Source organism: Streptomyces sp. NPDC004266 (assembly GCF_042874095.1).
In the GTDB taxonomy this organism is placed as follows: domain Bacteria; phylum Actinomycetota; class Actinomycetes; order Streptomycetales; family Streptomycetaceae; genus Streptomyces.
The window spans coordinates 224,295-250,319 of the sequence record NZ_JBIAMM010000009.1; the positions used below are offsets into that span (position 1 = coordinate 224,295).

Below are 26,025 nucleotides of genomic sequence, written 5' to 3' on the forward strand. Positions count from 1 at the left end.
CTGAAGGAGGACCCGAACCGGGCGGAGGTTCCCTGTGATCCGGCTCACGTACGCCCCCGCGCCGCCTCCCCGATGCCGACCACCAGGGCCCACTCCGGCGGGCCGGACGGCTCCACGCACTACCAGCCGGGGGCGTCGACCGGTTCGTCGTCCGGACCGTCGGCCGTGGCGGTCAGACCGTCGCGTGCCCGGTCGTACTGCCGGGGGTGGTCCTCGGCGTCGGGGAGGGAGAGGGCGGTGCGGAACTCCCGGTGTGCCTCCGTGCGGCGGCCCGCCGCCGCGTAGGTGCTGCCGAGACGGATGCGGATCTCCATCTCCAGCCAGGTGCTGGTGTGTTCGGTGAGCGTCGACAGGGCCTCGTGGTGGGTGTCGACGGCCGCGTGCAGCCGGCCCTGTCCGTGCTCGGCGGCGGCGAGCCGCGACAGCGCCGCCGCGCGCAGCGCCATGTCCCCCGACCCCTCCGCCAGTTCGGCCGCCCGCCGCAGCAGGGCGGCGCTCTCCGCGTGACGGCCGAGCGCGAGGTGGGCGTCGGCGACGAAGCACAGGGACTGGGCGATCGTCCGGGGCCGGCCGTTCTTCTCGGCGAGGGCGAGGGCCGCGCCGTAGTGGTCGAGGGCCTCCTCGTGCCGTCCCCGCAGGGCGTGGATCGCGCCGAGGTTGCAGGTCGAGACCCCCGTCAGCCAGTCGTCGCCGAGTCCGGCGGCCAGCTCCAGGGCCCGGCCCAGAAGGCCGGCGGCCTCCTCGACCCGGCCCAGCGGCCACAGCGCGACGCCCGTCCCGGCGATCGCCCGCGCCTCGTTCCGCGGATCGCCCTGGCCACGGGCGTGCCGCAGGGCCTCCGCGAACCACGTGTGCGCCTGCCGGAACCGCCCCCGGTGGATGTCGACGACCCCCATGCAGGTGCGCAGCGCGGAGCGGAGCCGCCGGTCGTCGGCCAGGTCCGCGCACGGCAGCGCGAGTTCCAGCGCGGCACGGGCCTCGTGGTGGTGGCCCTGGCGGAGCTGGTGGTCGACCAGGGCCTCGGCGAGCAGACAGGCGTGGTCGTACGCGCCCGAGGCGACCGCCGAGGCCACCACGTCGAGCAGCTCCCCGTCGGCCGCGTCCAGCCACTCCGAGGCCTCCCGCTGGCCGCTGAAGGGGGAACCGGTCGCGCCGGGGGCGGTCGGGAAGGTCTCGGGACCCCAGTCGCCCGCCGTCCGTCCGGCCGCCGTGTAGAGCCGCAGGACGGCCGCGCGGTCCGCGGCCGCCTCCTCGGGCGCCGCGGCGGCGAGCTGCCGCGCATGGGCCCGGACGAGGTCGTGCAGCCGGTAGCGGCCCGGATGCGGTTCCTGGAGGAGGCTCGCGTCCACCAGGTCCTCCAGGATCCCCTCGGCGTGCGCACGGGGACGGCCCAGCACGGCGGCCAGGCCCAGCCCGTCGAAACGGACGGTCGGTACCGCCCCCAACGCCCGGAACCCCCGCCGCAGTTCGGGCTCCAGCCGGTCGTACGAGAGGCGGAAGGCGGCCTCCACGCTGCGGTCCTCCGCCCGCAGCTCGCCGAGGCCGCGCACGTCGTCGGACATCCGCCCGGCCAGGAACGCCAGGGTCCACGACGGGCGGTTCTGCAGCCGGGCGCTCGCGATCCGCAGCGCCAGCGGCAGGCCGGCGCAGCGCCGGGCGAGCTCCAGGGCGGCCTCGGGCTCGCGGTCCGCCCGCGCCTCCCCGAGGAGCGCGCGCAGCAGACCGACCGCGTCACCGGTGCCCAGCGGCTCCACGGTGAGCCGCACGTCGGCGTCGAGGCCGGGCAGGCGCTGCCGCCCCGCCACGAGGACACGGCTTCCCGGCCCCGCGGGCAGCAGCGGACGGACCTGCCCGGCGCTCCGGGCACCGTCCACGACGAGCAGCAGCCGCAGCCCGCTGGTGGCCGCGCGCCAGGCCGTGACCAGGTCCGCCGGCTCGTCCCCGGCCCCCATGTCGGCCGCGTCCGAAGGGAGCGGGTCCTCGCCTCCGCCCCGTACCGTACGGAGCAGCCGGCGCAGGGCCCGGTGCGGGCCGGCGCTCTCGTCGGCGGCGCCGTACGCCTCCAGATCCACGAACAGGCACCCGTCCGGGTGCTCCTCGGCGAGCGTCCACGCGGCCCGCACGACCAGAGCGGTCTTGCCGACGCCCGCCGTCCCGTCCACGGTCGTCACGGTCACCGCTCCCGGGTGCACGGCGCCGGTGAGGACCGCGAGCTCCGCCTCGCGTCCCACCAGGCAGGCGGTGTCCCCGGGGAGCTCGTTGCGCCGGGGGCGGGGCAGCCCGGCACCGGACCGAACGGAGGGGGCGGCGTTCCCGTCCTCGCCGGTGCGGCGGACCGGGCCTTCGACGTCCCCCGCCGCGCCGGGGCGGGCCGGCCCTCGGGCGTCCCCGTTCCCGCCGGGGCGGGGGACGCCGTCGGTGTCCCCGTCCGCGCCGGGGCGAGCCGTCCCGGCGCCGCCACCGGCGCGGACCCGTCCCCCGTCCTCCCCCTTCCCGCCGCGCCCCTCGTACTCCGGCGGCGCGTCCCCCGCGCCGGGCGCGGCCGGCTCCCGGGGCCCCGGCACCCGGCCGAGGAGCAGGGCGTCGTCACGGCGCAGGACGGCCTGGTGGACGCGGCGCAGGTCCTCGCCGGGTTCCACGCCCAGCTCGTCGAGGAGGCGGGCGCGGGTCTCCCCGTACACGGCCAGCGCCTCGGCCTGGCGGCCGCTGCCGTACAGCGCGCGCATCCGGAGGGCGGCGAGGGGTTCGTCGTACGGGAGGGCCGGCGACGCCGCCATGAGGCCGTCCAGGGCCTCCGCGTGGCGCCCGAGCAGGACGAGGCACTCCGCGTGCTCCTGGTGCAGGGCCCTGCGCAGCCGTGCGAGCCGCTGCCGCTCGGTGTCGGCGAGCGGCCCCGGCAGGCCGGGCAGGGGCTCGCCGCGGAGCAGCGCGAGCGCCCGGCCGCCCGCGTCGAGGGCGGCGGCGAGGTCGCCCGAGGCCTTCGCCCGCCGGCCGCGGGCCGCCTGCTCGGCGAGCTCGGCGAGGTCGGTGCTGGCCCCGCCGGGCTCGAAGCGGTAGCCGCCGCGGCCGCCGCCGATCACCGACCGGTCCGGCCCGGCGTCCGGCGCGTCCAGTGCCCTGCGGAGCGCGTACACGTAACTGGGCAGGACGCGGTGGCCCGTGCCCGGCGGTTCGGCGCCCCACACGTCGTCGAGGAGCTGCCGGTACGTCACGAAGCCCGGGGCGCGCAGGACCAGGGCGGCGAGCACCGCCTGCCGGCGGACCGGACCGAGGGCGACCGGGACGTCACCGCGCAGGGCCCGAACGGGGCCGAGCAGGTCGATCCGCAGGGGCCCGCTCGCCCCGGCCGGGCCCGCGCCCCGGTCCGCCGGTTCCACACCCACGTCCTCGCCCCCCACGTCCCCCGTGTGCCCGGTGCCCGCACCGCTTCCCCGGACCTTCGCTTCAGCAGCATTTCATCGGCCTTCCACCGCTCCGCGCCAGGGTGGTCCCGTCGGGCCGGCTGCCGCCGTGGGGGCGGCAGCCGGCCCACGTCGTCGACAGCAGGGAGACACCGTCATGTCACAGGCCGGCAGCAGGTCCGGCGCGCGGCCCGCCCGCCGCGCGGCCCGATGGGAGCGCTACCGGGTGACCCATCCGTTCTCCGCGCGGGACCAGGCGGGTCTGTGGGGCGCGATCGTGGGCGTCGTCGGGCTCGCCGTCCTGCTCGGATGGGCGCTCGACATGAAGGGCGGCGTCGTCGTCATGGCGGGGCTCCCCTTCGTCATCTCCTGGTACGAGAACCGGCGCACGGCGTTCCAGTTCGACGCGGCCGGCGCCCGGTTCGGCACCGTCCTGCTGCCCTGGAGCGACGTCACCCAGCTGGTCGTGGCCACCCCGGAGGGCGGCACGCACACCCTGATCGGCGCGCGGCTGCGCCGCGGCGCCTCCCTCCCGGCGGGCGGGACCGTCCTGGCCCACGACCCGGAGATGCCCGCGCCCATCCACGTCGCGGTCCTCCGCGCCAAGTTCGACCTGCGGAAGATGGTGGCCAAGGCGCGCAGGTACGCACCGGCGCACCTCCAGATCGTCCTCGCCGACCCGTCCGGCGAACGCGTGGCGGGGTAGACCCACCGCGAACTGAAGCCGTCCAACGTGCTGGTGACCGTGGACGGGCCGCGCGTGATCGACTTCGGCATCGCGCGGGCGAGGGACGGTCTCGGCGGAGACGGCCTCCACACCCGTAAGGGCATGCTGATCGGCTCGCCGGGCTCCCTGTCGCCCGAGCGGGTGCGCGGGCTCGAACTCGCCCCGGCCGGCGACGTGTTCTGCCTGGGCGCCGTGCTGGTGTACGCCGCCACCGGCCGGCTCCTCTTCGGCGCCACCGACACCGGACTCGGCGCCCACCCGTTCCGGATCGCGGAGGACGAGCCGGACCTGACGGGCGTGCCGGTCACGGCAAGGACTCCGGCGCGGGACTGACGGGCCTCGCCCCCGGTCGCGCCGATTGGCCTTCCGACAACTCCCTGAGGTAGAAAGCCCCGTCGATCAATCATGATCACGACATAGAGCACTCTCATTCGGGGGAATGGAAGAATGACCTCAACTCGCCGTGTCCTCAGCGCGATCGCGCTTCTCGCCGCCCTGGGCGGCGTCGCCGCCTGCGGTCCGGAGGACCCCGACGCCGAGGGTCTGACCGGAGGTTCCGGCAGCAGCGCCTCGCCGTCGGCCACGGCGTCCGGGACGACGGACCCCGCCGAGGCCGGAGACGGAGCCCCGGCCGACGACGTCGACGGCGACGGAAAGGGCGGCGACTGCGGCACGCCGCCGACCCTGCCCGCCGGGCACATGAAGCTGAAGGTCCAGCTCATGCGTGACTCCGGCGGCTTCGAGGCCTCGGAGGCCACGCCGCACTGCACGCCGAACGACTGGATCTACGGCGCCGAGCAGGGGGACCCGACCAAGCACTACGTCCTTCCCGACGGCGTCAAGGCGTATCTGGCCCTCGGCCCCGGCCAGTCGAAGCAGGTCGACCACGAGCAGCTGGCGCTGCACATCGACCGCTGCCACGCCCAGGAGATCGGAGCTCCCACCGAGGACTACCCCAAGGTGGAGGCCCCCTACGGCTGCTACGGCAACGTCTACGAGGTCACGCTGAACGCCAAGGGCGAAGTGGACACGATGAAGGAGATCTGGAGCGTCTGACGGCGTCCGTCGGCCCGGCCGGGGTCCGTACCCCGGCCGGGCCGACGAGCGACCCGGCCGTTCCTCACCGGGCCCGACGGAGGGGCGCCGTGTCCGGGCCCATGGCTCCGGGACGCGCCGAGCCGTCCCGTCAGCCGCCCCGCCGGACCTTCGCCGCCCGGCGGGCCTCCGCCGTCCTACGGGCCTCGGCGGCCCGCCGGGACTCGTTCTTCGCGCGGCCCGGGCGGCCGGGGGTGGTGCCGATGCCCCGGAAGGCCGCGCCGCCGCGCTTGCCGCCCTCCTGGCTCGGCGCGCTGCCGTCGACCGGTACGCCCGAGGGCTTGCGGGCGCCGGTGATGCGGGTCAGCTCGGCCTCGCCGGAGCGGATCCGGGTCTCGCGGGGGCGGACGCCGGCCTCCGCCATGAGGTGGGCCACGTCACGGCGTTCCTCGGGCGTGACCAGCGTGACGACGAGCCCCGACTCGCCCGCGCGGGCGGTGCGCCCGCCGCGGTGCAGGTAGTCCTTGGAGTCGGCGGGCGGGTCGACGTTGACGACCAGGTCGAGCTCGTCGACGTGGATGCCGCGCGCCGCCACGTCCGTGACGACCAGCACGGGGACCTCGCCGCTCCTGAAGCGCTCCAGGGTCCTGGCCCGCAGCGGCTGCGACTTGCCGCCGTGCAGCGCCGCGGCCCGCACGCCGCTGCCGAGGAGGTGCTTGGCGAAGCGGTCGACGGAGGCCTTGGTGCGCAGGAACATGATCACGCGCCCGTCCCGGGCGGCGATCTCCGTGGCGGTGGCGAACTTGTCGGGGCCGTGCACGTGCAGCACATGGTGCTCCATGGTGGAGACGGCGGCGCCCGAGGGGTCGACGGAGTGGCCGGCCGGGTCCTGGAGGTAGCGCTCGACCAGCTGGTCGACGTCACGGTCGAGCGTGGCCGAGAACAGCATCCGCTGGCCGGTGCCCGGCACCTGGTCGAGCAGCTCCGTGACCTGCGGCAGGAAGCCCATGTCGGCCATCCGGTCGGCCTCGTCGAGGACGGTGACGGCCACCCGGTCGAGACGGCAGTCCTTGCGCTCGACGAGGTCCATGAGCCGGCCGGGGGTGGCGATCAGGACCTCGGCCCCGTCGCGCAGCGCCGTGGCCTGCCGCCCGATCGACATGCCGCCGACCACGGTCGCCAGACGGAGCCCCAGGGCCCCGGCGTACGGGGCGAGGGCGTCGGCGACCTGCTGGGCCAGCTCGCGGGTCGGCACCAGGACCAGGGCGAGCGGCTTGCGGGCCTCGGCCCGCCGCCCGGCGGTGCGGGCGAGGAGCGGCAGGCCGAACGCGAGGGTCTTGCCGGAGCCCGTCCGTCCGCGTCCGAGGACGTCGCGGCCCGCGAGGGCGTCCGGGAGCGTGGCGGCCTGGATCGGGAAGGGCGTCTCGACGCCGCGGCGGGCGAGCTCCGCGAGCAGGTCGGCCGGCAGGTCGAAGGCGGCGAAGGTCACGGCCGCCGCGGAGGCGTCCTTGTGGGGCGTGGTGTTCATGCGGCACCTGGTCCGTGGAGAAGTCCGGTAAACGCGACGGGCCGGGGCCCCCACCACACGGGTGGGGACCCCGGCCGCGTCGGACGTGTCAACGTCAGGCGGGGAGGATGTTCTCCGCCTGCGGGCCCTTCTGGCCCTGCGTGACGTCGAAGGTCACCTTCTGGCCTTCCTGGAGCTCACGGAAGCCGGAGGTGGCGATGTTGGAGTAGTGGGCGAACACGTCCGGGCCGCCACCCTCCTGCTCGATGAAGCCGAAGCCCTTTTCCGAGTTGAACCACTTCACGGTGCCAGTAGCCATGTCATATCTCCTTCGGGGCGTAGCCCTGGGAGCCGCACTGTGCGGATCCCGGCGTCGCCGTGATGATTGCCCCGTCCGGAAAACTGCACCGAAAACACATCAAGTGCCTGACGATGTCGAATCGCCGAAGGCACTTGTAAGTTCAATGGGAACCACGACTGCAACTGGGCTCGACTGTAGCACGCTTCCGGCGGCCCTGCACGAAGAATGTCCGATTTGCCGTAAGGGTGAACGTGACCGTGACGAGGAGTGCCCAGGCGCCGAACTTCGTGAGGGAGACCGGCTGCCAGCCGTCCAGCTGGTCCGGGTAGCTCCAGGCGCCGACGTAGGTGGCCGCGTTCTCGGCGACCCAGAGGAAGAAGCCGATCAGGACGAAGGACAGGGCCAGGGGCATCCGGTGGTCGCTCTCGCCGACCCGGAACCGGACCCGGGTCCCCGCCGTCGCGGCGAGCAGCAGCGCGGCCAGGGCCCAGCGGGCGTCGGGCAGCCAGTGGTGGCTGAAGAAGTTCACGTACACGGCCCCGGCGAGGACCGCCGTGATCCGGGGCCGGTAGCCCGTGAGCCGCAGGTCGAACAGGTGCCAGGCGCGGCAGACGTAGCTGCCGAGCGCCGCGTACAGGAACCCGCCGTACAGCGGCACGCCGCCGAACTTCGTCAGGGCGTCCTCCGGATAGCTCCACGAGCCCATCCGCACCTTGACCAGCTCGAAGAGGAGGCCGATGGCGTGGCACCCGGCGATCACGGCGACGTCCCGGCCGGTGTCCCAGCCGACCTTCCACGCGAGGACGGTGAGCCCGACGCCGTACAGGAGCAGCAGGTCGTAGCGGGCGACCGGCAGCTCGGGCAGCAGGGCCGAGACGGCGATGCCACCGACGAGCGCGACGGCGAAGGCGCAGCAGCGCGCCTCCAGGACCGCGAAGCGCAGCAGCTGACGTATCCCGTGGGTGAGCGTCTCCATGGCCGGAGGGACGCCGGCGGACCGTGATCGGTTCGCCGGAACGGCGGCGCGCCGCACCTCCGGAGGGGAGGTGCGGCGCGCCGCGGTGCCGTGCGAGGGGGATCAGACCGCCGGGGACGGGAAGGTCGGGTACTCCACGCCGGAGACGTGCTGGACGACCCGGATGACCTGGCACGAGTAGCCGAACTCGTTGTCGTACCACAGGTAGAGGATCGCGTTGTCGCCGTCGACCTTGGTCGCGCCGGCGTCGACGATGGACGCGTGGCGCGAGCCGACGAAGTCCATCGAGACGGCGTCGGGGGCCGTGGTGAAGTCGATCTGGCGCTTCAGCGGCGAGTGCAGCGAGACGTCGCGGAGGTACTCGAGGACCTCCTCGCGGGTGGTCTCGCGGCCCAGGCGCAGGCTCAGGATGGCGATCGAGACGTCCGGGACGGGGACGCGGATCGAGCTGCCGGTGATCGGCGCCTTCAGGTCGGGCAGCGCCTTGGCCACGGCGGAGGCGGCACCCGTCTCCGTGATGACCATGTTGAGCGGCGCGGAGCGGCCGCGGCGGTCGGCCTTGTGGTAGTTGTCCAGCAGGTTCTGGTCGTTCGTGAACGAGTGGACCGTCTCCACGTGGCCGCGCAGCACGCCGTACTCGTCGTCCATGGCCTTCAGCGGCGGGACGATCGCGTTGGTGGTGCAGGAGGCGCAGGACAGGATCTGCTCGTCCGGCTTCACCGTGTCGTGGTTGACGCCGTGCACGATGTTCGGCACGTCGCCCTTGCCGGGCGCGGTCAGGACGACCTTGTCGATGCCGGGGCGCAGGTGCTTGGAGAGGCCCTCGCGGTCCCGCCACTTGCCGGTGTTGTCGATGAGGATGGCGTTGTCGATGCCGTACGCCGTGTAGTCGACCTCGGAGGGGTCGTTGGCGTAGATCACCTTGATCGTGTTGCCGTTGGCGACGATGGTGCTGTTCGCCTCGTCGACCGTGATCGTGCCCTGGAACTGGCCGTGGATGGAGTCGCGGCGCAGCAGCGAGGCGCGCTTCACGAGGTCCTGGTCGCCGCCGCCGCGGACGACGATCGCGCGCAGGCGCAGACCGTTGCCGGAGCCGGCCTTCTCGATGAGGAGGCGGGCGACGAGGCGGCCGATGCGGCCGAAGCCGTAGAGGACGACGTCGCGTCCGTCACGGCGCTCGATCTTGTTCTCGCCGGTGGCGCCCGCGACGGCCTCGGCGGTGAACTCCGCCACCGAGAGACCGCGGTCGTCGGTCTTGTAGTCGGCGGCCAGCACACCGATGTCGATCTGGCACGGGCCCAGGTCGAGCGTGGTGAGCGTCTCCAGGAACGGCAGCGTCTCGGTGACCGAGAGCTCCTCGCCGTCGATCTGCCGGGCGAAGCGGTGGGTCTTGAGGATGCTGACCACCGACTTGTTCACCAGGGAGCGGCTGTGGACCAGGACGGTGACGTCCTGCTCCCGGTGCAGCTTCCCGATGATCGGGATCATCGACTCCGCGATCTCCTCGCGGTTCTTCCAGCTGGTGAACGAGTCGTCATTGACAGTCACAAGATTATCTTTCGAGCTAGGCGGCGCTCATATGGTAACCCCCGGTCGGTTTGATCAATCAAGGGGTGCCGAACCGTACGATGGGTCACGTCGGGACCGCCTCGCTCGGGCGGACCCACCTACCAGGATGCGGGGGCATGGTGGTGAAGTTCGGGCTGCTCGGATCACTCGTCGTCCACGACGGGACGGAGCTGCGGCCGGTGCCCGGCCCCAAGGTCCGCGTCCTCCTCGCCGCACTGCTGCTCCACGCCAACCGCCCGGTCTCCCGGGACGCCCTCAAGGAAGCACTCTGGGGCGACTCGATCCCCGCCAGCGCCGACGCGGCCCTCGCCAACCACCTCACCAGGCTCCGCCGCGTCCTCGCCGCCGCCGACGGCGGGACCGACGCGCGGCTGCGCACCGTCGCCCCCGGCTACCAGCTGATCGTCAACGAGGGCGAGCTCGACGCCGACGTCTTCGAGGCCCGGGTCCGGGCCGTGCGGCGGGCGCACCAGCGGGGGGACTGGGAGGCGGTCCGCCGGGAGGCCGCCCTCGCCGAGCCCCTGTGGCGCGGCACCCCCCTCGCGGACCTCGCCCCCTTCTCCGACACCGAGGGGCCCGCGCTCCGCGTCCACCAGCTCGTGGAGGCACGCCTCCAGGCCCTCGAATGGAGCTTCGACGCCGAGCTGTGCCTCGGCCGCCACCACGAGGCCGTCGCCCCGCTCGCCACCCTGGCGGGGGAGCACCCGCTGCGCGAGGGCTTCCACCGGCGCCTCATGCTCGCCCTCCACCGCTCCGGCCGCCAGGCCGAGGCCTTCTCCGTCTTCCACCGGCTGCGCCGGAACCTGGTCGACGAGCTCGGCGCGGAACCCGGCGCCGCCGTCCAGGAGGCCCACGCGGAGATGCTCGCGGGCCACCCCGCGCCCGACCCCGCCCCCCGCCCCGCCACGGCCCGCCCGCCCTTCCAGCTGCCCTGCGAGAGCGAGGCCTTCACGGGCCGGGAGACCGAGGCGGCGACCGTACTGGCGCTGCTGGGGGTGCGTCCCGAGGAGAGCCGTCCCGAGCCGGAGACCCCCGGGGCGGACGACGCCACGGCCCGGGGCGCAGGCCCCGTCCCCGGCCCGGAGGGCGACACCGGTCCGGGCGGGGACGGCGGCCTCGGCCCGGCCGGGGGCGCCGGCGGCGGGGGCCGGAGCGAGCCCGCTCGGGCCCGGGTCGTCGTGATCTCCGGCATGGGCGGCGTCGGCAAGACCGCTCTCGCGATGCACGTGGCGCACCGGGTGCGCGAGGACTTCCCGGACGGCGCCCTCTACGCCGACCTGCGCGGCTACGGCGCGGGCGGCGCGCGCACGGCCCACGAACTGCTCGCCCGGTTCCTGTCCGACCTGGGCGTCCACCAGGACGCCCTGCCCGAGGACACCGACGACCGCGTCCTCCTCCTCCGGTCGGCGCTCGCCGAACGCCGCGTCCTCCTGGTCCTCGACAACGCGCGCAACGCCGCCCACGTCGCACCCCTGCTGCCGGCCGGCGGCCACAGCGCCGCCCTGATCACCAGCCGCCAGCTGCTCGCCGACCTGCCGCGCTCCGCCAGGGTCCCGCTGGCCCCGCTGCCCGAGTCCGACCAGTACGCGCTCCTCGCCGGGCTCGTCGGCGCCGAGCGGGTACGGAGCGAGCCCGAGGCCCTGGCCGCCATCATGGCCGCCTGCGGGGGCCTGCCGCTCGCCCTGCACATCGTCGGCGGCCGGCTGGCCTCCCGGCCCTCCTGGCCCCTCGCGCTCCTGGCGAGACGGCTCACCCCCCACCAGGGCCGGCTGGAGACCCTCGCCATGGGGGAGTTCGACGTCCGCCGCACCTTCGCCATGAGCTACGTGGCCATGCGGGACAGCGACCAGCCCCTGGAGCGCGAGGCCGCCCGCGCCTTCAGGCTCCTGGGGCGGGTGTGGCCGGCCCACGCGGTCACCCCGCAGTCCGCCGCGGCGCTCCTCGACGTCACGGAGGCCCGGGCCGCCGTCGTCCTCGACGTCCTCGCCGACGCCCACCTCGTCCTCAACCCCGAGCCCGACCGGTACCTGCTGCACGACCTGCTCGGCGAGTACGCGGCGCAGCGGGACGAGGAGGACACCGAGCAGGAGCGCACCACGGCCCTGGTCCGGCTGCTCTCCTGGTACGCCGCGGCCCTCGCGGCGGCGACGGTGGCCGCCACCCACGAGACGCAGTCCCCGCCGCCGCTCGGCACGGGGACCGTCAAGGACCTGTCGCTGCCCGAGTTCGCGGACGACGACGAGGCGATCCGGTGGACCGCGAGGGAGCTGCCGGCCGTCCGGGACGCCCTCACCCGCGCCGGGGAGCTCGGCCGCTCCGACATCGCCTGGCGGATCGCGGTGGGCCTCTTCGGCCATGCGAGCACGCACTGGTGGACGGGGGAGTGGGACGCCTGCCTGGCACAGGCCATGGACATCGCCCGGAGGCACGACGACCGGCTGGGGCAGGCCTGGCTGCACCGGCGCACGGCCGTCGCCCATGGCATGGCCTACCGGAACGAGGCCTGCCTGGAGCACCTCAGGATCGCCCTGGACCTCTTCAGCGAGCGGGCGGACCTCACGGCCCAGGCGTCGATCCTCGGCAACATGGCGGCGGTGTACCTGCAGCTCGAGGACTCCGAGCGGGCGCTCGTCCACGCCGAGCGCTCCCGCGACCTCTACGGCGCGCTCCGCAACCCCCGCGGCGAGGCGCTCATCCTCAGCCGGATCGCGGACGTCCACAAGATGCGCGGTGAGCCGGACCTGGCGGCCGCGGACTACCGGCGGGTCATCGAGCTGATCAGAGGGGCCGGGCACGGGGTGTTCCTCGCCACCGCCCTCACCAACTACGGCGACGTGCTGCGCCTCCTCGGCGACCGTGACGAGGCCTTCGAGGTCCTGGCGGAGGCGCTCGCCATCCGGCTCCGGATGGACGACCACGGGGGCACGGCCGACTGCCTCGTCTTCACGGCCCGGGCCCACCACCACTTCGGTGAGTGGGACGCGGCCCGCGAGACCTGGGAGTGGTGCCTGGAACTCGCCCACCGGTACAACCTCGCCAAGCGGATCGACGAGTGCCTGGAGGGCCTGAAGGCCCTCGCCTCCCAGGCGCTGTCGTCCCCGAGCGTGCCGTCCCCGACCGTGTCGCCCCCGAGCGTGGCCGCCCGGGCAGCGGCCTCCCCCGCCCCGGCGGACACCCCCTAGGGGCGCCCCGTCCGGGAAGGGCCACGGCCTCGCCGGCGGTCGCGAGGGGGCCTTCCGCCTTCGGGACCGGCCGGAGCCCCGGGGACCCGCGGCAGTCACCGGGGCGTCGCCCTCACCGGCCCCCGGACGGCTCGTGAGCGACGTCTCTCACCGCGCCGACGCGCGGCGCTCCCGGACGGCGGCCAGGCGCTCCTGGAGCGCCGCACGGCGCTCGGGCCACTCCTCGGCGACGATCGAGAAGACGGCGGAGTCCCGGAGGCGGCCCTCCTCGCCCGGCGCCCAGGAGGCGGCCCAGTTGCGCAGGACGCCCTCGAAGCTCGCGCCGACGCTCGCGATCGCGGCCCGCGAGCGGGCGTTGCGGGCGTCGGTCTTGAGGTCGACCCGGGCCACGCCCCAGCTCTCGAAGGCGTGCCGGAAGAGCAGGTACTTGGCCTCGGTGTTCACCCCGGTGCCCTGGGCGGAGGCCGCGAGCCAGGTGAAGCCGATCTCGACCGCGCACAGGCCCTCCCCGGAGGGCCACGGGCGGGGATCCAGGAAGGCGGTGGCGCCGACCACCCGGCCGGTCGCCACGTCGACCTGGACGTAGGGGGCGACCCTGCCGTCGGCGGCGCGGCCGAGCTGCGCGTCGACGTAGGCCCCGGTCTCCTCCCGGCGCGGCACCCAGGTGAAGCCGTACGAGTCCCTGTTCTCCTCCGCCGCCTCCGCGAGGCCGGCGGCGTGGTGACGTCCCAGCGGCTCCAGGCGGACGAACGCGCCCTCCAGAACCGGTCCTTCCCGTGTGAAACCCATCAGTCCGCACTCCGTACGCGTCGAGCCGTCCATGATCGTCCGATCAGGGGGCAGGGTCGCAGACCGGAGGCCCGGGCGGCATCTCGATTTCGCCCTGCGGCCGGCGGAAGGCGAGGGCCCGGAAGTCGTCCCTGACCCGGGCCAGCGGGCCGGGGTCCCGGGTGAGGCGGAGCCGGTTGGTGAGCAGGACGGCCCAGCGGCCGCGCGCGGGCGACACCCACAGGGCCGTGCCGGTGAAGCCGAAGTGCGCCCAGACGTCCTCCGCCGGTTCCGTGCCCGGCGCCGGGTGCCAGAACAGCCCGCGCGGCGGGACGAGCCGGCCGGTGCGGACGCGCAGCGAGGCGGCCGTCCACTCGGCGGAGAAGGTGCCGGCCACCGGGACGAGCAGATGGCGCAGGAACCGGCCGATGTCGGCGGTGGTGGTGAAGACCCCCGCGATCCCGCAGGCGCCGCCGAGGAGCCGGGCCGAGAAGTCGTGGACGGTGCCCCGGAGCGGGGCTCCGCTCTCCTCGTCGTACTCGGTGGGCGCGCACCGCTCCCCGGCCTCGGCGGGCAGCGGTCCGTACCGGGTCTCCGTCATGGCGAGGGGCGTCCAGACCCGGTCCCCGGCGAGCCGGGGGAGCGGCTGCCGGGTGAGGTGCTCGGCGAGGTAGCCGAGGACCAGCGCCGCCCGGTCGGTGTACGCGACGGCCTCGCCGGGCCGGTGCCGCAGGGGCTCGGCGAGGACGCCCTCGCGGACGTCCTGCGGATCGGAGCCGTACAGGTGCCGGAGGTTGGCGCGCAGCGGCAGGCCCGCGGTGTGGGTGAGGAGGTGGAGCGCCGTCGCCCCGGCGAGCGGCCGGCCCGCGGCCTCGGGCCAGTACGAGCCGAGCGGGGCGGACAGGTCGAGCTTCCCGGCGTCGACGAGCGTGCCGACGACCGCCCAGACCGCGAGGATCTTGGTGAGGCTCGCGACGTCGAAGAGGGTGTCGGGGCGCGTCGGTTCGCCGGGGCGTGCCGGGTCGAGCAGCCCGACCGCCCCCGACGAGAGGGTCGTGCGGGCGTCGCCCACGGCCCACGCGGCGCCCGGGTAGGTGCCCGCCCGCGCCGCCTCGTCGAGGAGCCGCTCGAAGGGGTCGCTGCGCTGTGCCAAGGCGTGCCTCCGACGGTCCGGGGAGGTTCGGAGCGCGGTCCGTCGGGAGACCGACGGGCCGCGCTCCGAAGTCATGCCCCGGGCGTACCGGAAGACACCCTTCCGTCAGTGGCCTTCGCCCTGCTGGGCGGTCGGCACGCAGGTCACCTCGTCGCGCGGGGTGTAGTGGGTCTTGTAGGTCTCCCGCTTGACCTCGACGCCGTCGTTCTTGAAGACGCGGTCCACCGAGATGTCGAAGCCCTCCAGGGGCGGCTGCGGCACACAGGCCTCACCGGTGCCCTCGCGCTTCGTGGGCTGCGTGATGTCGGTGCGCGGTCCGGCGACCGCCTCGACGGAGTCGTACTTCTTCGTGCCGAGGAAGCTCACGGTGACCGAGGAGTCCGTGGCGCTCGCCTTGATGTAGATCGGCTTGCCCGTGTCGTTGCGGAACTTCAGGTCGAGCGAGCCCCAGGCCACGGTCGCCTCCCGGCCGGCCGGGTAGCGCTCGATGTAGAAGGAGTGGGCGCCGTGCTCGACGGGCTGCACCCCCGCGAAGAACATGGCGTTGTAGACGGTGGTGGCCATGGCCGACACGCCGCCGCCGGGCGCGGAGCGGTAGGAGCCGTCGAGGATCATCGTGCCGTCGACGAAGCCGTTGTCCGGGGTCCGCTCGCCGACCGTCTTGTTGAAGCTCCACACCTCGCCCGGCTGCACCAGCGAGCCGTTGATGAGCTCGGCCGCCCGGCCGATGTTCGTCGTCCGGTACGGCGCGGTGGGGAAGTTCACCGTGAAGGTCGACATCTGCTCGGTGATGCCCAGACGGGCCAGCGAGGCGGTGGTCAGCTCGGGTTCGGTGACCTTGGTGGCCACCGGAGCCGTACGGGCCGCGTCGCCCGTCCTGGTGAGCAGGGGGCGCACGGCGTCGCCCAGGGCCTTCGCGGTCACCTCGTGTCCCGGCCGGCCCTCCGACTCCACGACCACCTTGCCGTCCCGCACCCCGAGGGAACCCTCCACCGGCGCGTTCGTCAGCGAGGCGAGGGGCCGTGCCACGTCCGGGTCGCGCAGCAGGGCCCGCTCGTCGAGGGAGGCGGTGAGGCGGCGGCCGTCGTTCCTGACGGTGAGGTGGTCGGAGAGCGTGGAGGGGGAGATCCGCAGCTGCCGGCCGGCCGCCGTGAGCGTCACGGGGCCGGACACGGCGGGCTTCGCGTACGTGTCGAGGAAGCGGGACACCTCGGCGGCGGGCAGCCTGGGCTCGGTCACCGAGACGGGGAGCGTCACCGCGGAGGCGCCGGTGGCGGCCGGGTAGGCCGCGCGCAGGGACTCGGCGGCGCGGCCCGTGTCCAGCTTGCTGCCCGTGACGGGCTGGGTCGCGACGGCCTTGCCGTCACGGAAGGCGACGGACCCCTCGCGGACCGCCCGGTCGTTCTGCTGCGCCAGATCGGCCACGGTGGCCCGGGTCTTGGCCTCGTCGTACGCGAGCACCGGCCGGATCTCGCGCTCGCCGGAGGAGAACAGCCGCCCGATCACGGTGAAGGGGTCGCGGGACGGGTCGGCCGCCAGGTCGGCGGTCTTCGCGACGTCCACGGTCAGACCGGCGGAGGCCGGGTCCACGGTGGCGGCGCGGTCGCCGACCCGTACGGGTATCGGCGCCTTCCAGGAGGCCGGGGCCGCGGCCGTCAGCTTGGCCCGGGCCTCGGCGCGGCTCATGCCGCCGATGTCCACGCCGTCGACCCGGGTGCCGGCGGATATGTCGTCCCCGGTGGCGACCAGACCCGCCACGTACAGGCCCCCCGCGGCGACGGCCACCACACCCGTCGCGATCGCCGCCGTCCGGAGACGCGGGCGGCGCCCCTCACGGGGCGTCGGGGCAAGGTCGTTCCTGGAGCGGGGCACACGCTCTCCCGGGGCGTCGAGGGTTGGGGCAACCACACGACGGTACGCCGAAAGAGTGTCTTATGCACATAAGAACGGTTTGACCTGCGGTGATACGGAGTGGGGCGAATCGACCACGGAACGTACGGCCGAACGGGTGGCGCCCCCCGCCTCGACCTGTGTGGGCCGCGCCGAGCTGGGCGGTGCCCTTCCGCCACCCGCCCGTGTGGGCAATCGTCCCGCTGGGCGGGACGGGTGGGCACACGGGACGGCGCCCTTGAGCGGCGCCTCCGCGTTCCGCGCCTGGACCCGCACCACGTGTGCGCCGTCACCAGGGGTGCGGGTCCAGGCCCGGGAGCCTCTGGCGCCGGCAAGGGGCGCCGTTCCGTTGTGCCCACCCGTTCCGCCCCAGCGGAACGCCTGCCCACAACGGGGGGGCGGCGGGGTGGGCGCCGCCCCGGCGGAACGACTGCCCACAACGGTGGGGCACCGACCCGGCGGACGCAGTCCGCGACGGGGCGCGCGGGGTGGGCGTCCAGGCGGACGGGCGCCCGCGACGGGGTGGAGGCGCGGCCCGTGGCCCCTCCCCTCGGGCCCCCGCCTAAGCTGGGGCGATGCCCGTCACCCCCGGCCCCGCCCGCCCCGGCCCCCAGTCCGTCGAGCGGGCCCTCGCCGTGCTCGACGCCGTCGCCGACGCGGACCGGCCCGTCGGGGCGAAGGCGCTGGCGCGGGAGCTCGGCTGCGCCCTCTCGACCGTCTACCACCTGACCGGGCCCCTGCTCGACCGCGGCTACCTCGTCCGCACCGCCGAGGGGTACGCGCCCGGCCCCCGCGTCCCGGCCCTGCACCGCTCCCACCAGCGGCACCACGGGCTCGCCGCCGGGACCGGCGAACTCCTGGGCCGGCTGCGGCGCGCCACGGGCGCCGAGGCGTACCACACCTCCTACCGCGACGGCCTGATCACGGTCGTCGACACCACCGCCCCCGTCGAGGACGCCGGCCACCCCTTCGCCCCGGGACCCGAGCCCCGCGCCCACGCGACCGCCCACGGCAAGGCGCTGCTCGCCGCGCTGCCGCGCCCGCTGCGCCGCCGCTATCTGGCGGAGCACGGCATGGCCCGCTTCACCGCGCGGACGATCACCAGCGCGGAGCGCTTCGAGGCCGAGGTGGGCCGGGTGCGCGGCCAGGGCTTCGCCGTGTCCGTGGGGGAGGCCGACCTCGCGTACACCTGTCTCGCCGTCGCCCTGCCCGACCGCGGCGACGGCATCGTGCACGCCCTGTCCGTCTCCCTGCCCACCGTCGAGTTCGGGCGGCGCCGGGGCGAGATCCGGGCCGCCCTGCACCGTGCCGTGCCCGACTTTCCGACCCTGCCGGAATCCTGAGCCGTCCCGCTCGCCCACCGCCCCCGGCCGCCGCAGGATGGACCCATGATCTTCATCGCCGTACGGTTCACCGTCCGCCCCGACCACGCCGACCGCTGGCTCGACCTCGTCGACGAGTTCACGCGTGCCACCCGCGCGGAGCCCGGCAACCTCTTCTTCGACTGGTCCCGCAGCGTCGACGACCCGAACGTCTTCGTCCTCCTGGAGGCCTTCGCCGACGCGGAGGCGGGCGCCGTCCACGTCGCCTCCGACCACTTCGCGGCCGGGCTCTCCGCCATGGCCGACGCCATCGCCGCCACCCCCGAGATCATCAACGTCGAGGTCCCGCAGCAGGGCTGGGGCGCCATGGCCGAGCTCGCCCCGACCGGCGTCTGAGGCGCTCGGCCGACGCCCCCCGGCGCGCCCCGCCCCGCCTGATAGGTTCGCGTGGAACGTCACGCGGGACGCGGGTGGGGCGGCGCCCCGAGGGGAGGAGCGGCACATGGCGGTGAGCGGGCGACAGACCGGCAGGCCCACCCTCGAGGAGGTCGCGGCCCGGGCCGGGGTCGGGCGCGGCACGGTCTCCCGGGTCATCAACGGCTCCCCGAAGGTGAGCGAGCAGGCCAAGGCCGCCGTCGAACGGGCCGTCGCCGAGCTCGGCTACGTCCCCAACCGGGCCGCCCGCGCCCTCGCCGGCAGCCGCACCGACGCCGTCGCCCTGGTGATCCCCGAGACCGAGGCGCGGCTCTTCGCCGAGCCGTACTTCCTCGACATCATCCGCGGAGTCAGCGCCGAACTCGCCGCCGCGGACAAGCAGTTGCTGCTGACCCTCATCCGCAGCGAGCAGGAGCGACAGCGCTTCGAGCAGTACCTCGCCGCGCAGCGCGTCGACGGCGTCCTCCTCGTCTCCGTGCACGGCGACGACCCCCTGCCCGACCAGGTCCGCGCCCTCGGCCTGCCCGCCGTCCTCAACGGCCGCCGCACCGAGGCCGAGCGCGTCGCCTTCGTCGACTCCGACAACACCGGCGCCGGCCGGACCGCCGTCGCCCACCTCGCCGCCCGCGGCCGGCGGGCGATCGCCACGGTCACCGGCCCCCTCGACATGTACGTGGCCCGCTGCCGCCTCGACGGCTACCGCGAGGGCCTCACGGAGGCCGGACTCACGCCCGACGAGACGCTCGTCGCCAACGGCGACTTCACCGAGGAGGGCGGCCGGCGCGCCATGCGGGAGCTCCTGGACCGCCGGCCCGACCTGGACGCCGTCTTCGCCGCCTCCGACGTGATGGCGGCCGGCGCGCGGGGCGTCCTGCGCGAGGCGGGCCGCCGGGTCCCCGAGGACGTGGCCCTGGTCGGCGTCGACGACTCGGCGGTCGCCCGGCACATGGACCCGCCGCTGACGAGCGTGCGCCAGCCCATCGAGGAGATGGGCCGCACGATGGCGCGGATGCTCCTGCAGGAGATCGCCTCGCCCGGCGACCCGGACGAACAGCCCCGCCGGATGCTGCCGACCGAACTCGTCGTCCGCGCCTCCTCCTGACGCCCACCCGCGCCCCGGCGGTCCCGCCGGTGCCGCCGGTGCCGAGATGCAACCGCACCGGGGGCCTCGGAGAATGGACACCGTACGGGGCCCTTACCCGCGAACAGGGCGCCCCCGAGGGCGTCCGACCCGACAAGGGGGCGGTGGACGATGTCGCTGCGCAGGCCGAACCGGCCGCCCGAGGCGCCCGGTGTGCCGCGCAGCTGGACCCTGGTGTACCTCGTGGTCGTGGCCGTGCTGACCGTCGCGTACCTGGAGGTCCCGGCCCGCCACACCACCCTGTGGGCGCTCATCGGGCTCAGCGGCGTCGTCGCCATCCTCGTCGGCGTCCGACGGAACCGGCCGTCCCGGCGCTGGCCCTGGCTGGTGCTCGCCGCCGCCAACCTCACCTTCGTGAGCGGCGACACCGCCTACAACGCCATGGAGGCCTTCTTCGGCCAGACCAGACCCTTCCCGTCCGTCGCGGACGCCCTCTACCTGGCCACCTACCCGCTGTTCGCGATCGGCCTCTACGGGTTCATCCGCTACCGGGCCGTCGGCCGTGACCTCGGGGTCGTCCTCGACGCGCTGATCCTCACCTCCGGCCTCGCGCTGCTCTCCTGGGTCAACCTCATCACCCCGCTCGCCAGGAGCGAGGACATGACCTGGATCCAGAAGGCCATCTCCATCGCCTACCCCCTCGGCGACGTGCTGATGCTGGCGATGCTCGCCCGGCTCCTCGTCCCCGGCGGGCTGCGCTCCCGGTCCGTGCAGCTCCTCACCCTCGGGACCTGCGGCATCCTCGCCTCCGACGTCATCTACGGCATCAAGCAGCTCGACGGCACCTGGGAGGTCGGCACCCCCTGGGACCTCGGCTGGGTCGTCTTCTTCACGGCCTGGGGCCTCGCCGCCCTCCACCCCTCCATGACCGGCCTCACCGAGCGCGCCCCCGAACCGGCCCCGCACATCGCCGAACGGCGGCTCGCGCTGCTCGCCGGGGCCTCCCTCGTCGCCCCCGCCCTGCTGCTCCTCCAGTCGCTGCGCCACGCGCAGAACAAGGACATCGCCGTCATCGCGATCTTCTCGGCCCTGATGTTCCTGATGGTCCTCGCCCGGCTCTGGGGCATGATGAGCGACCACGGCAAGGCCGAGGCCCACGAACGCAGCCTCAGGGTCGCCGCCGCCTCCCTCGTCGCCGCCCTGAGCCCCCGCGAGGTCGCCGGGGCGGTCGAGAGGGCCTCCGCGACCCTCTTCGGCGCCGGGGCCTCCCACCAGGTCCTCCTCCTCGCCCGGGACCGCCGCGGCGGCCTCACCGCCGTGGCCACCGCGGAACACCCCTGGAGCTGCCGCACCGACGAGCTGATCCGGCCCCGCGGCACCCCCTGGCCCGAGCTGGTCGCCGACGGCGTCCGGCTGCTCCCGCTGACCCGGCTCGACCCGTCCGTCGCCGCCGAGATCACGCCCGAGACCCACGTCCTGCTCTGCCCCCTGGAGCTCCAGGCCCCCTCCGGGGGCGAGCCGCTGCTCGGCGTGCTGCTCTTCGCGGGACCCGAGAAGAAGCTCGCGGAGATCTCGGCCCCCGCCCAGTCCCTCGCCTCCCAGGCGGCCCTGGCCCTCGAACGCTTCGGGCTCAGCGAGGAGGTCAACCGCCGCACCAGCGAGGCCTACTTCCGCACCCTCGTGCACAACACCTCGGACGTCATCCTGATCCTGGACGACGACGACACCATCCGGTACGCCAGCCCCTCGGCCGAGTCCATGTTCGGCCGCTCCCTGCTCCCCGGCACGCCGCTCACCGAACTCATCGCCCCCACCGACACGGCGAGCGCCCTGCGCCTCGTCGCCGACGCGCGGGCCCGCGGCGCCGCCGACGCCCGGGACGACTGGAAGCTGGTGCACGGCGGCTCCGGGGAGCTGGAGGCCGAGGTCCGGTGCAGCAACCTGCGCGACGAGCGCACCGTCCGCGGCCTCGTCCTCACCCTCCGCGACGTCACCGAGCAGCGGAAACTGGAGCGGGAACTGACCCACCGGGCGTTCCACGACTCCCTCACCGGCCTCCCCAACCGGGTCCTGCTCCTCGAACGCATCGAGCGGGCGCTGCTCCGCGGCCGCCGCGAGTCCACCCTGACCTGCATGCTCTTCGTCGACATCGACGACTTCAAGGTCGTCAACGACACCATGGGGCACTCCGTCGGCGACGAGCTGCTGGTCGCCGTCGCCCGCCGCCTCACCTCGGTCCTGCGGCTCACCGACACCGCCGCCCGGCTCGGCGGCGACGAGTTCGCCGTCCTCATCGAGGGGGCGCGCGAACCCCGCGACGCCGAGGCCCTCGCGGCCGAGATCGTGCACACCCTCAGCCAGCCGTTCCCCCTCACCGACGGCGCCGTCTCCGTGTCGACCAGCGTCGGCATCGCGACCGTGCTCGACAGCGCCCACGCCGAGGAGCTCCTCGGCCACGCCGACCTCGCCCTGTACGCGGCCAAGGCCGCCGGCAAGAAGCGGTGGCGGCTCTTCCACCCCGAGCTCCACTCCCGGCTCGTCGCCCGCCACGAACTCCAGGCGGGCATGGACCGGGCCATCGCCGACCACGCCTTCGCCCTGCGCTACCAGCCGATCGTCGAGGTGGACGGCGGCGCCCCGGCCGGTCTCGAAGCGCTCATCCGCTGGCCGCACGCCCGCCGCGGCATGGTGCCGCCCGACCAGTTCATCACCCTGGCCGAGGAGAGCGGCCACATCATGCCGCTGGGGGCCTGGGTCCTGGAACACGCGGCGCTCGACATCGCCCACTGGCAGCGCGCCCACCCCGACCGCACCCCGCTGCGGGCCAACGTGAACGTCTCCGCCCGGCAGTTCCGCGACCCCGGGTTCCTCGAAGAGGTACGGCGCGCCCTCCACTCCTCCGGACTCGCGCCCGGCTCGCTCGTCCTGGAGCTCACCGAGACCGTCCTCATGCGCAAGGACGCCCAGATCGGGACCACCATGTCCGCCCTCAAGGAGCTGGGGGTCGGGATCGCCATCGACGACTTCGGCACCGGCTTCTCCTCGCTCAGCTACCTCCGCGAGTTCCCCATCGACGTCCTCAAGGTCGACAAGTCGTTCATCGACGACCTCCCCACCGACCCGCAGCAGGTGGCGCTCGTGGAGGGCATCGTGCGCATCGCCGACGTCCTCGGCCTCCAGGTCGTCGCCGAGGGCATCGAGCACGAGGAACAGCGGGCGCTGCTCGCCGAGATGGGCTGCCGCTACGGGCAGGGCTACCTCTTCGCCCGCCCCATGACCGCCCACCAGGCCGAGTCCTATCTGCACCACGCCCCGCCCGAGAGCACCCGGACCGGCGTCCGGGCCGCCGCCCGTCAGGCCGTCCGGCTCGCGGGTCCCGCCCCGGCCGTCCGCAGCACCGCCCCGCCCCCGCGCGAGTCGCGCTGGCGGGACCTGGAACACCTCCAGCGGACCAGCCTCATGTGCGACGCCGTCATCGACGAGGTCGACGGCCGCCGCATCCGGGTCGGCGACGACTGGCTCGTCGACTTCGCCTCCTGCAACTACCTCGGCTTCGACCTCGAACCGGCCATCATCGAAGCCATCGAACCCGAGGTCCGGCGGTGGGGCACCCATCCCAGCTGGTCCCGGCTCATCGGCAGCCCCCGGATCTACCCCCGCATCGAGGAGCGGCTCACCGACCTCCTCGGCGCCCCCGACACCCTGCTGCTGCCCACCATCACCCTCATCCACCAGTCCGTCATCCCGCTCCTCGCCGGCACCGGTCAGGTCTTCGTGGAGGCGCAGGCCCACCGCACCGTGTACGACGGCTGCGTCGGCGCGCGGGGCCAGGGCGCCGAGGTCCACCGCTTCCGCGCCGACCGGCCGGAGGAGCTGGCGGGGCTGCTGCGCGGCGCGCCCGCCGACGCCGGCCGGCTCGTCTGCATGGACGGCGTCAACAGCATGACCGGCAACTACCCCGACCTGCCCGTCCTCGCCCGGGTCTGCCGGGAGAACGGCGCCCTGCTGTACGTCGACGACGCCCACGGCTTCGGCGTCATCGGGGAGCGCCGCGCCGACGAGAGCAGCCCGTACGGCTCGCGGGGCAACAGCATCGTCCGCCACCTCGGCGAGAGCTACGACAACCTGGTCCTGGTCGGCGGCTTCTCCAAGGCCTTCTCCTCCCTGCTCGCCTTCCTCGCCGTACCGAGGTGGCTCAAGGACCACCTCAAGGTGGCGGCGGCCCCGTACCTGTACTCGGGCCCCTCGCCGACCGCCTCGCTCGCCACCGCCCTCGCCGGACTCGACCTCAACGACGAGCGCGGCGACGAGATCAGGGCCCGCCTGTACCGCAGGACGGCCCGCGTCCTCGCCCATGTGCGGGGCCTGGGCATCGCCACCCCCAACACCGACGGACTGCCGATCGTCGAGATCCCCCTCGGCGACGCCGGGGACCTCGACGCCGTCGCCACCTTCCTCTGGGAGCGCGGCATCTACGTGACGCTCGCGTCGTACCCGCTCGTCCCGCGCGACCGGGTCGGCTTCCGCATCCAGGTCACGGCCGCCAACACCGACGAGGAGATCGACCAGCTGTGCGCGGCCCTCACGGAGCTCGCCGCGCGGTTCGCCCTGCAGCCCGCCGCGGCCGTCCGCCCCGTCGCGGCCGGCAGGTCCGCGGAGGAGTGATGGGCCGGACCCCCCAGGGCCCCCCGGAGACGGGCCGGGTGCGCCGCAACCGGGACGCCGACTGGAACGACTGGCCCGTCGCCGACTACCTGGCCGAGAACTACCGCAGGCTCCACCCCTGCGACATCGGCGTCATCCGCCACCACTCCGCCGTCTACCGGCGCTTCGCCCCCGGAGGCCTGCCCCGCACCCTGGAACTCGGCGCCGGTCCCAACCTGTACCCGCTGATGCTCGCGGGCGCCGCGAGCCGCGGCGTCGACGCCCTCGAACCGAGCGCCGCGAGCGTCCGCTACCTGCGCGGACAGCTCGCCCACGGCATCGACGACAGCTGGCGGCCCTTCTACGGCCTGTGCCGCTCCCTCGACCCAGGCCTCCCGGCGGACTGCGCGGAGGCGCTCCGCCGGGTGCGGGTCGTCCGGGGCACCGCCGACGACCTGGCCCCCGGCACCTACGACCTCGCCTCGATGAACTTCGTCGCCGAGAGCGTCACCGAGGACTTCGGAGAGTTCACCGCCCTCTGCGACGCCTTCGTCCGCGCCGTCCGCCCCGGCGGCACGCTCCTCGCCGCCTTCATGGAGCGCATGCCGAGCTACCGCATCGGGGCCGGCCCGGTCTGGCCGGCCTGCCCGGTCGACGAGACCGCCCTGCGGGCCGTGTTCGCCCCCCGTGCCACCGGGCTGCGGATCGCCAGGCTCGCGAAGGACCGCACCCTGCCCGAGTACGGGGACACCGGCGTCCTGCTGCTCACCGGCGAGCGGCCCGCCCCCTGACGCCCGGCCCGCCCCCTGACGCCCGGCCCGTCAGCCGGCGCCGGCCCCTCTCCCGGCCGACCCGGCCCCGTCCGCCACGGCCCGTCCGCGTCCGCCACGGCCCGGTCTCCGTCCGCCACGGCGCCGTCAGGACAGCAGCTCCCGGTAGAGCGCCCCGTACCGGGAGGCGAAGCGCTCCGGGCCGAAGTGGTCCTCGACGAGGGCCCGCCCCCGCTCCGCCAGCATGTCCCAGGAGCGCGGCTGGTCGAGCAGCCACGCCAGCTGCTGCCCGGTGCGGCGCCCGTCGCCCGCCGGGGCCCGCAGCACGGCGTGGCCGAAGTCGGCGAACTGGGGGAGGTCGCTGAGGACCGAGGGCCGGCCCGTGGCCAGCGCCTGGAGCACGGTGAACGGGATGTCCGGAGTGCCGCCGAGCGCGACCGGCGGGTACAGCAGCACCTGGACGGAGGCGAGCAGGGCGTGCATGTCGTCGACGTATCCCCGCACCTCGACGTCGGGCAGTCCGGCCGCCCCGGCCCGCTCCCGCAGCGCCTCGTCGAGGGCCGCGGTGTCCTGCCCGGGCCGTCCCCGCATCGCGAGCACCAGCCGGAACCTGGCTCCCTCCCGATGGGCCTCCGCCGCCGCCTCGATGGCCGTCTCCGCCCCGCCGTGCGGCTCGTGGCGCCCGGCGAAGAGGACCGCCGGGAACCCCTCGGGCCGCGGCAGGTACGGCCACTCGTCGAGGGCGATCATCGGCGGGACGACACGGACGTCGCCGAAGTCGGCTGCCCGCAGCAGACGGGCCATCGACTCCGACAGGGCGACCGTCGTCCCCAGGGGCCGGGAGGGGCCGAGAAAGCGGTTGTCCGTCACGCCGGGCACGGTGTGCACGACCGGCCGCCCGTCGAACAGCAGCGGACGCAGGCGGGAGAGGGCCGGGAAGGCGCGGCCGATGGTCAGGAAGGCGTGCACCAGGTCGACCCGGCGGGCGAACAGGGTCCCGGCGAGCGCGGACTGCACCCGTGCGGGGGCGTGCGGCGCTCCGCCCCGGGAGAGGACGCGGACCGGCCGCCCGCGCTCCGGAACGGACCGCTCCTCTTTCGGCCACCGGGTGAACCACACGAAGTCCACGTCCGGCAGCGACCCGAGGACGTCGGCGGCCAGCCGCAGGGCGCCGCCCTCCGCCCCGTTCAGCGGACCGCCGGTCAGGAGCAGGACCCGGGGCCGCTCACCGCGGCGCATCGGGCACCCCCGCGGCGGCCGGCCC

Annotated in this window: 17 protein-coding genes and 1 pseudogene; 9 read left to right on the plus strand and 9 right to left on the minus strand. The window is 74.8% G+C overall.

What is annotated here, in order from left to right:
- Positions 1-119 precede the first annotated feature (119 nt).
- Entirely contained in the window at positions 120-3,377 is a 3,258-nt protein-coding gene (locus ACFYUZ_RS22805; RefSeq protein ID WP_389312005.1) for a BTAD domain-containing putative transcriptional regulator, read from the minus strand.
- 181 nt (positions 3,378-3,558) lie between these two features.
- On the opposite strand from ACFYUZ_RS22805, the gene ACFYUZ_RS22810 reads away from it, so the two are divergent.
- From ACFYUZ_RS22810 to ACFYUZ_RS22820, 3 genes and pseudogenes are all read left to right on the plus strand, one after another.
- Positions 3,559-4,107, plus strand: a complete 549-nt coding sequence (locus ACFYUZ_RS22810; protein ID WP_389312007.1) for a hypothetical protein — start codon at positions 3,559-3,561, stop codon at positions 4,105-4,107.
- Between the two features lie 3 nt (positions 4,108-4,110).
- A pseudogene (locus tag ACFYUZ_RS22815) lies at positions 4,111-4,458 on the plus strand (serine/threonine protein kinase); the annotation flags it as partial.
- A gap of 117 nt (positions 4,459-4,575) precedes the next feature.
- Positions 4,576-5,184, plus strand: a complete 609-nt coding sequence (locus ACFYUZ_RS22820; protein ID WP_389312009.1) for a hypothetical protein — start codon at positions 4,576-4,578, stop codon at positions 5,182-5,184.
- Between the two features lie 130 nt (positions 5,185-5,314).
- On the opposite strand, the gene ACFYUZ_RS22825 is transcribed toward ACFYUZ_RS22820, so the two are convergent.
- The 4 genes from ACFYUZ_RS22825 to ACFYUZ_RS22840 all read right to left on the minus strand — a co-directional run bounded on the left by ACFYUZ_RS22825 (position 5,315) and on the right by ACFYUZ_RS22840 (position 9,495).
- Positions 5,315-6,691: a DEAD/DEAH box helicase gene (locus tag ACFYUZ_RS22825; RefSeq protein ID WP_389312010.1), complete on the minus strand. Its 1,377-nt coding sequence runs from the start codon at positions 6,689-6,691 to the stop codon at positions 5,315-5,317.
- A 94-nt stretch (positions 6,692-6,785) separates the two neighbouring features.
- A complete protein-coding gene (locus tag ACFYUZ_RS22830) occupies positions 6,786-6,989 on the minus strand; it encodes a cold-shock protein (protein WP_033201600.1) in 204 nt (67 codons plus the stop codon).
- 142 nt (positions 6,990-7,131) lie between these two features.
- Positions 7,132-7,947, minus strand: coding sequence for a DUF817 domain-containing protein (locus ACFYUZ_RS22835; protein WP_389312012.1), 816 nt, complete (start codon positions 7,945-7,947; stop codon positions 7,132-7,134).
- A 102-nt stretch (positions 7,948-8,049) separates the two neighbouring features.
- Positions 8,050-9,495, minus strand: a complete 1,446-nt coding sequence (locus tag ACFYUZ_RS22840) for a glyceraldehyde-3-phosphate dehydrogenase (protein ID WP_030689790.1) — start codon at positions 9,493-9,495, stop codon at positions 8,050-8,052.
- A 137-nt stretch (positions 9,496-9,632) separates the two neighbouring features.
- Here ACFYUZ_RS22840 and ACFYUZ_RS22845 point away from each other — a divergent pair, with 137 nt between their 5' ends.
- Positions 9,633-12,698: a BTAD domain-containing putative transcriptional regulator gene (locus tag ACFYUZ_RS22845; RefSeq protein ID WP_389312015.1), complete on the plus strand. Its 3,066-nt coding sequence runs from the start codon at positions 9,633-9,635 to the stop codon at positions 12,696-12,698.
- 147 nt (positions 12,699-12,845) lie between these two features.
- On the opposite strand, the gene ACFYUZ_RS22850 is transcribed toward ACFYUZ_RS22845, so the two are convergent.
- The 3 genes from ACFYUZ_RS22850 to ACFYUZ_RS22860 all read right to left on the minus strand — a co-directional run bounded on the left by ACFYUZ_RS22850 (position 12,846) and on the right by ACFYUZ_RS22860 (position 16,491).
- Positions 12,846-13,487, minus strand: coding sequence for a GNAT family N-acetyltransferase (locus ACFYUZ_RS22850; RefSeq protein ID WP_389312016.1), 642 nt, complete (start codon positions 13,485-13,487; stop codon positions 12,846-12,848).
- Positions 13,488-13,530: 43 nt separating this feature from the next.
- Positions 13,531-14,619 carry a serine hydrolase domain-containing protein gene (locus ACFYUZ_RS22855; protein WP_389312018.1) on the minus strand — a complete coding sequence of 363 codons (1,089 nt, stop codon included), beginning with the start codon at positions 14,617-14,619 and terminating at the stop codon, positions 13,531-13,533.
- 105 nt (positions 14,620-14,724) lie between these two features.
- Positions 14,725-16,491, minus strand: coding sequence for a VanW family protein (locus ACFYUZ_RS22860; RefSeq protein ID WP_389312020.1), 1,767 nt, complete (start codon positions 16,489-16,491; stop codon positions 14,725-14,727).
- 593 nt (positions 16,492-17,084) lie between these two features.
- Between ACFYUZ_RS22860 and ACFYUZ_RS22865 the strand changes: the two genes are divergently transcribed.
- The 5 genes from ACFYUZ_RS22865 (at position 17,085) to ACFYUZ_RS22885 (ending at position 24,782) form a co-directional block, all read left to right on the plus strand.
- A complete protein-coding gene (locus ACFYUZ_RS22865) occupies positions 17,085-17,852 on the plus strand; it encodes an IclR family transcriptional regulator (RefSeq protein WP_389312022.1) in 768 nt (255 codons plus the stop codon).
- Between the two features lie 45 nt (positions 17,853-17,897).
- Positions 17,898-18,227, plus strand: a complete 330-nt coding sequence (locus tag ACFYUZ_RS22870; RefSeq protein WP_389312024.1) for a putative quinol monooxygenase — start codon at positions 17,898-17,900, stop codon at positions 18,225-18,227.
- Between the two features lie 106 nt (positions 18,228-18,333).
- A complete protein-coding gene (locus ACFYUZ_RS22875; RefSeq protein WP_389312026.1) occupies positions 18,334-19,368 on the plus strand; it encodes a LacI family DNA-binding transcriptional regulator in 1,035 nt (344 codons plus the stop codon).
- A 150-nt stretch (positions 19,369-19,518) separates the two neighbouring features.
- Positions 19,519-24,012, plus strand: a complete 4,494-nt coding sequence (locus ACFYUZ_RS22880; RefSeq protein ID WP_389312028.1) for an aminotransferase class I/II-fold pyridoxal phosphate-dependent enzyme — start codon at positions 19,519-19,521, stop codon at positions 24,010-24,012.
- Positions 24,012-24,782: a class I SAM-dependent methyltransferase gene (locus tag ACFYUZ_RS22885; protein ID WP_389312030.1), complete on the plus strand. Its 771-nt coding sequence runs from the start codon at positions 24,012-24,014 to the stop codon at positions 24,780-24,782. Before ACFYUZ_RS22880 ends, ACFYUZ_RS22885 begins: the two co-directional genes overlap by 1 nt.
- A gap of 126 nt (positions 24,783-24,908) precedes the next feature.
- Here ACFYUZ_RS22885 and ACFYUZ_RS22890 read toward each other — a convergent pair whose 3' ends face one another.
- The gene (locus ACFYUZ_RS22890) at positions 24,909-26,000 is read right to left on the minus strand and encodes a glycosyltransferase family 4 protein (RefSeq protein WP_389312031.1); all 1,092 of its coding nucleotides are present in this window, start codon (positions 25,998-26,000) and stop codon (positions 24,909-24,911) included.
- Between the last annotated feature and the right edge of the window lie 25 nt (positions 26,001-26,025).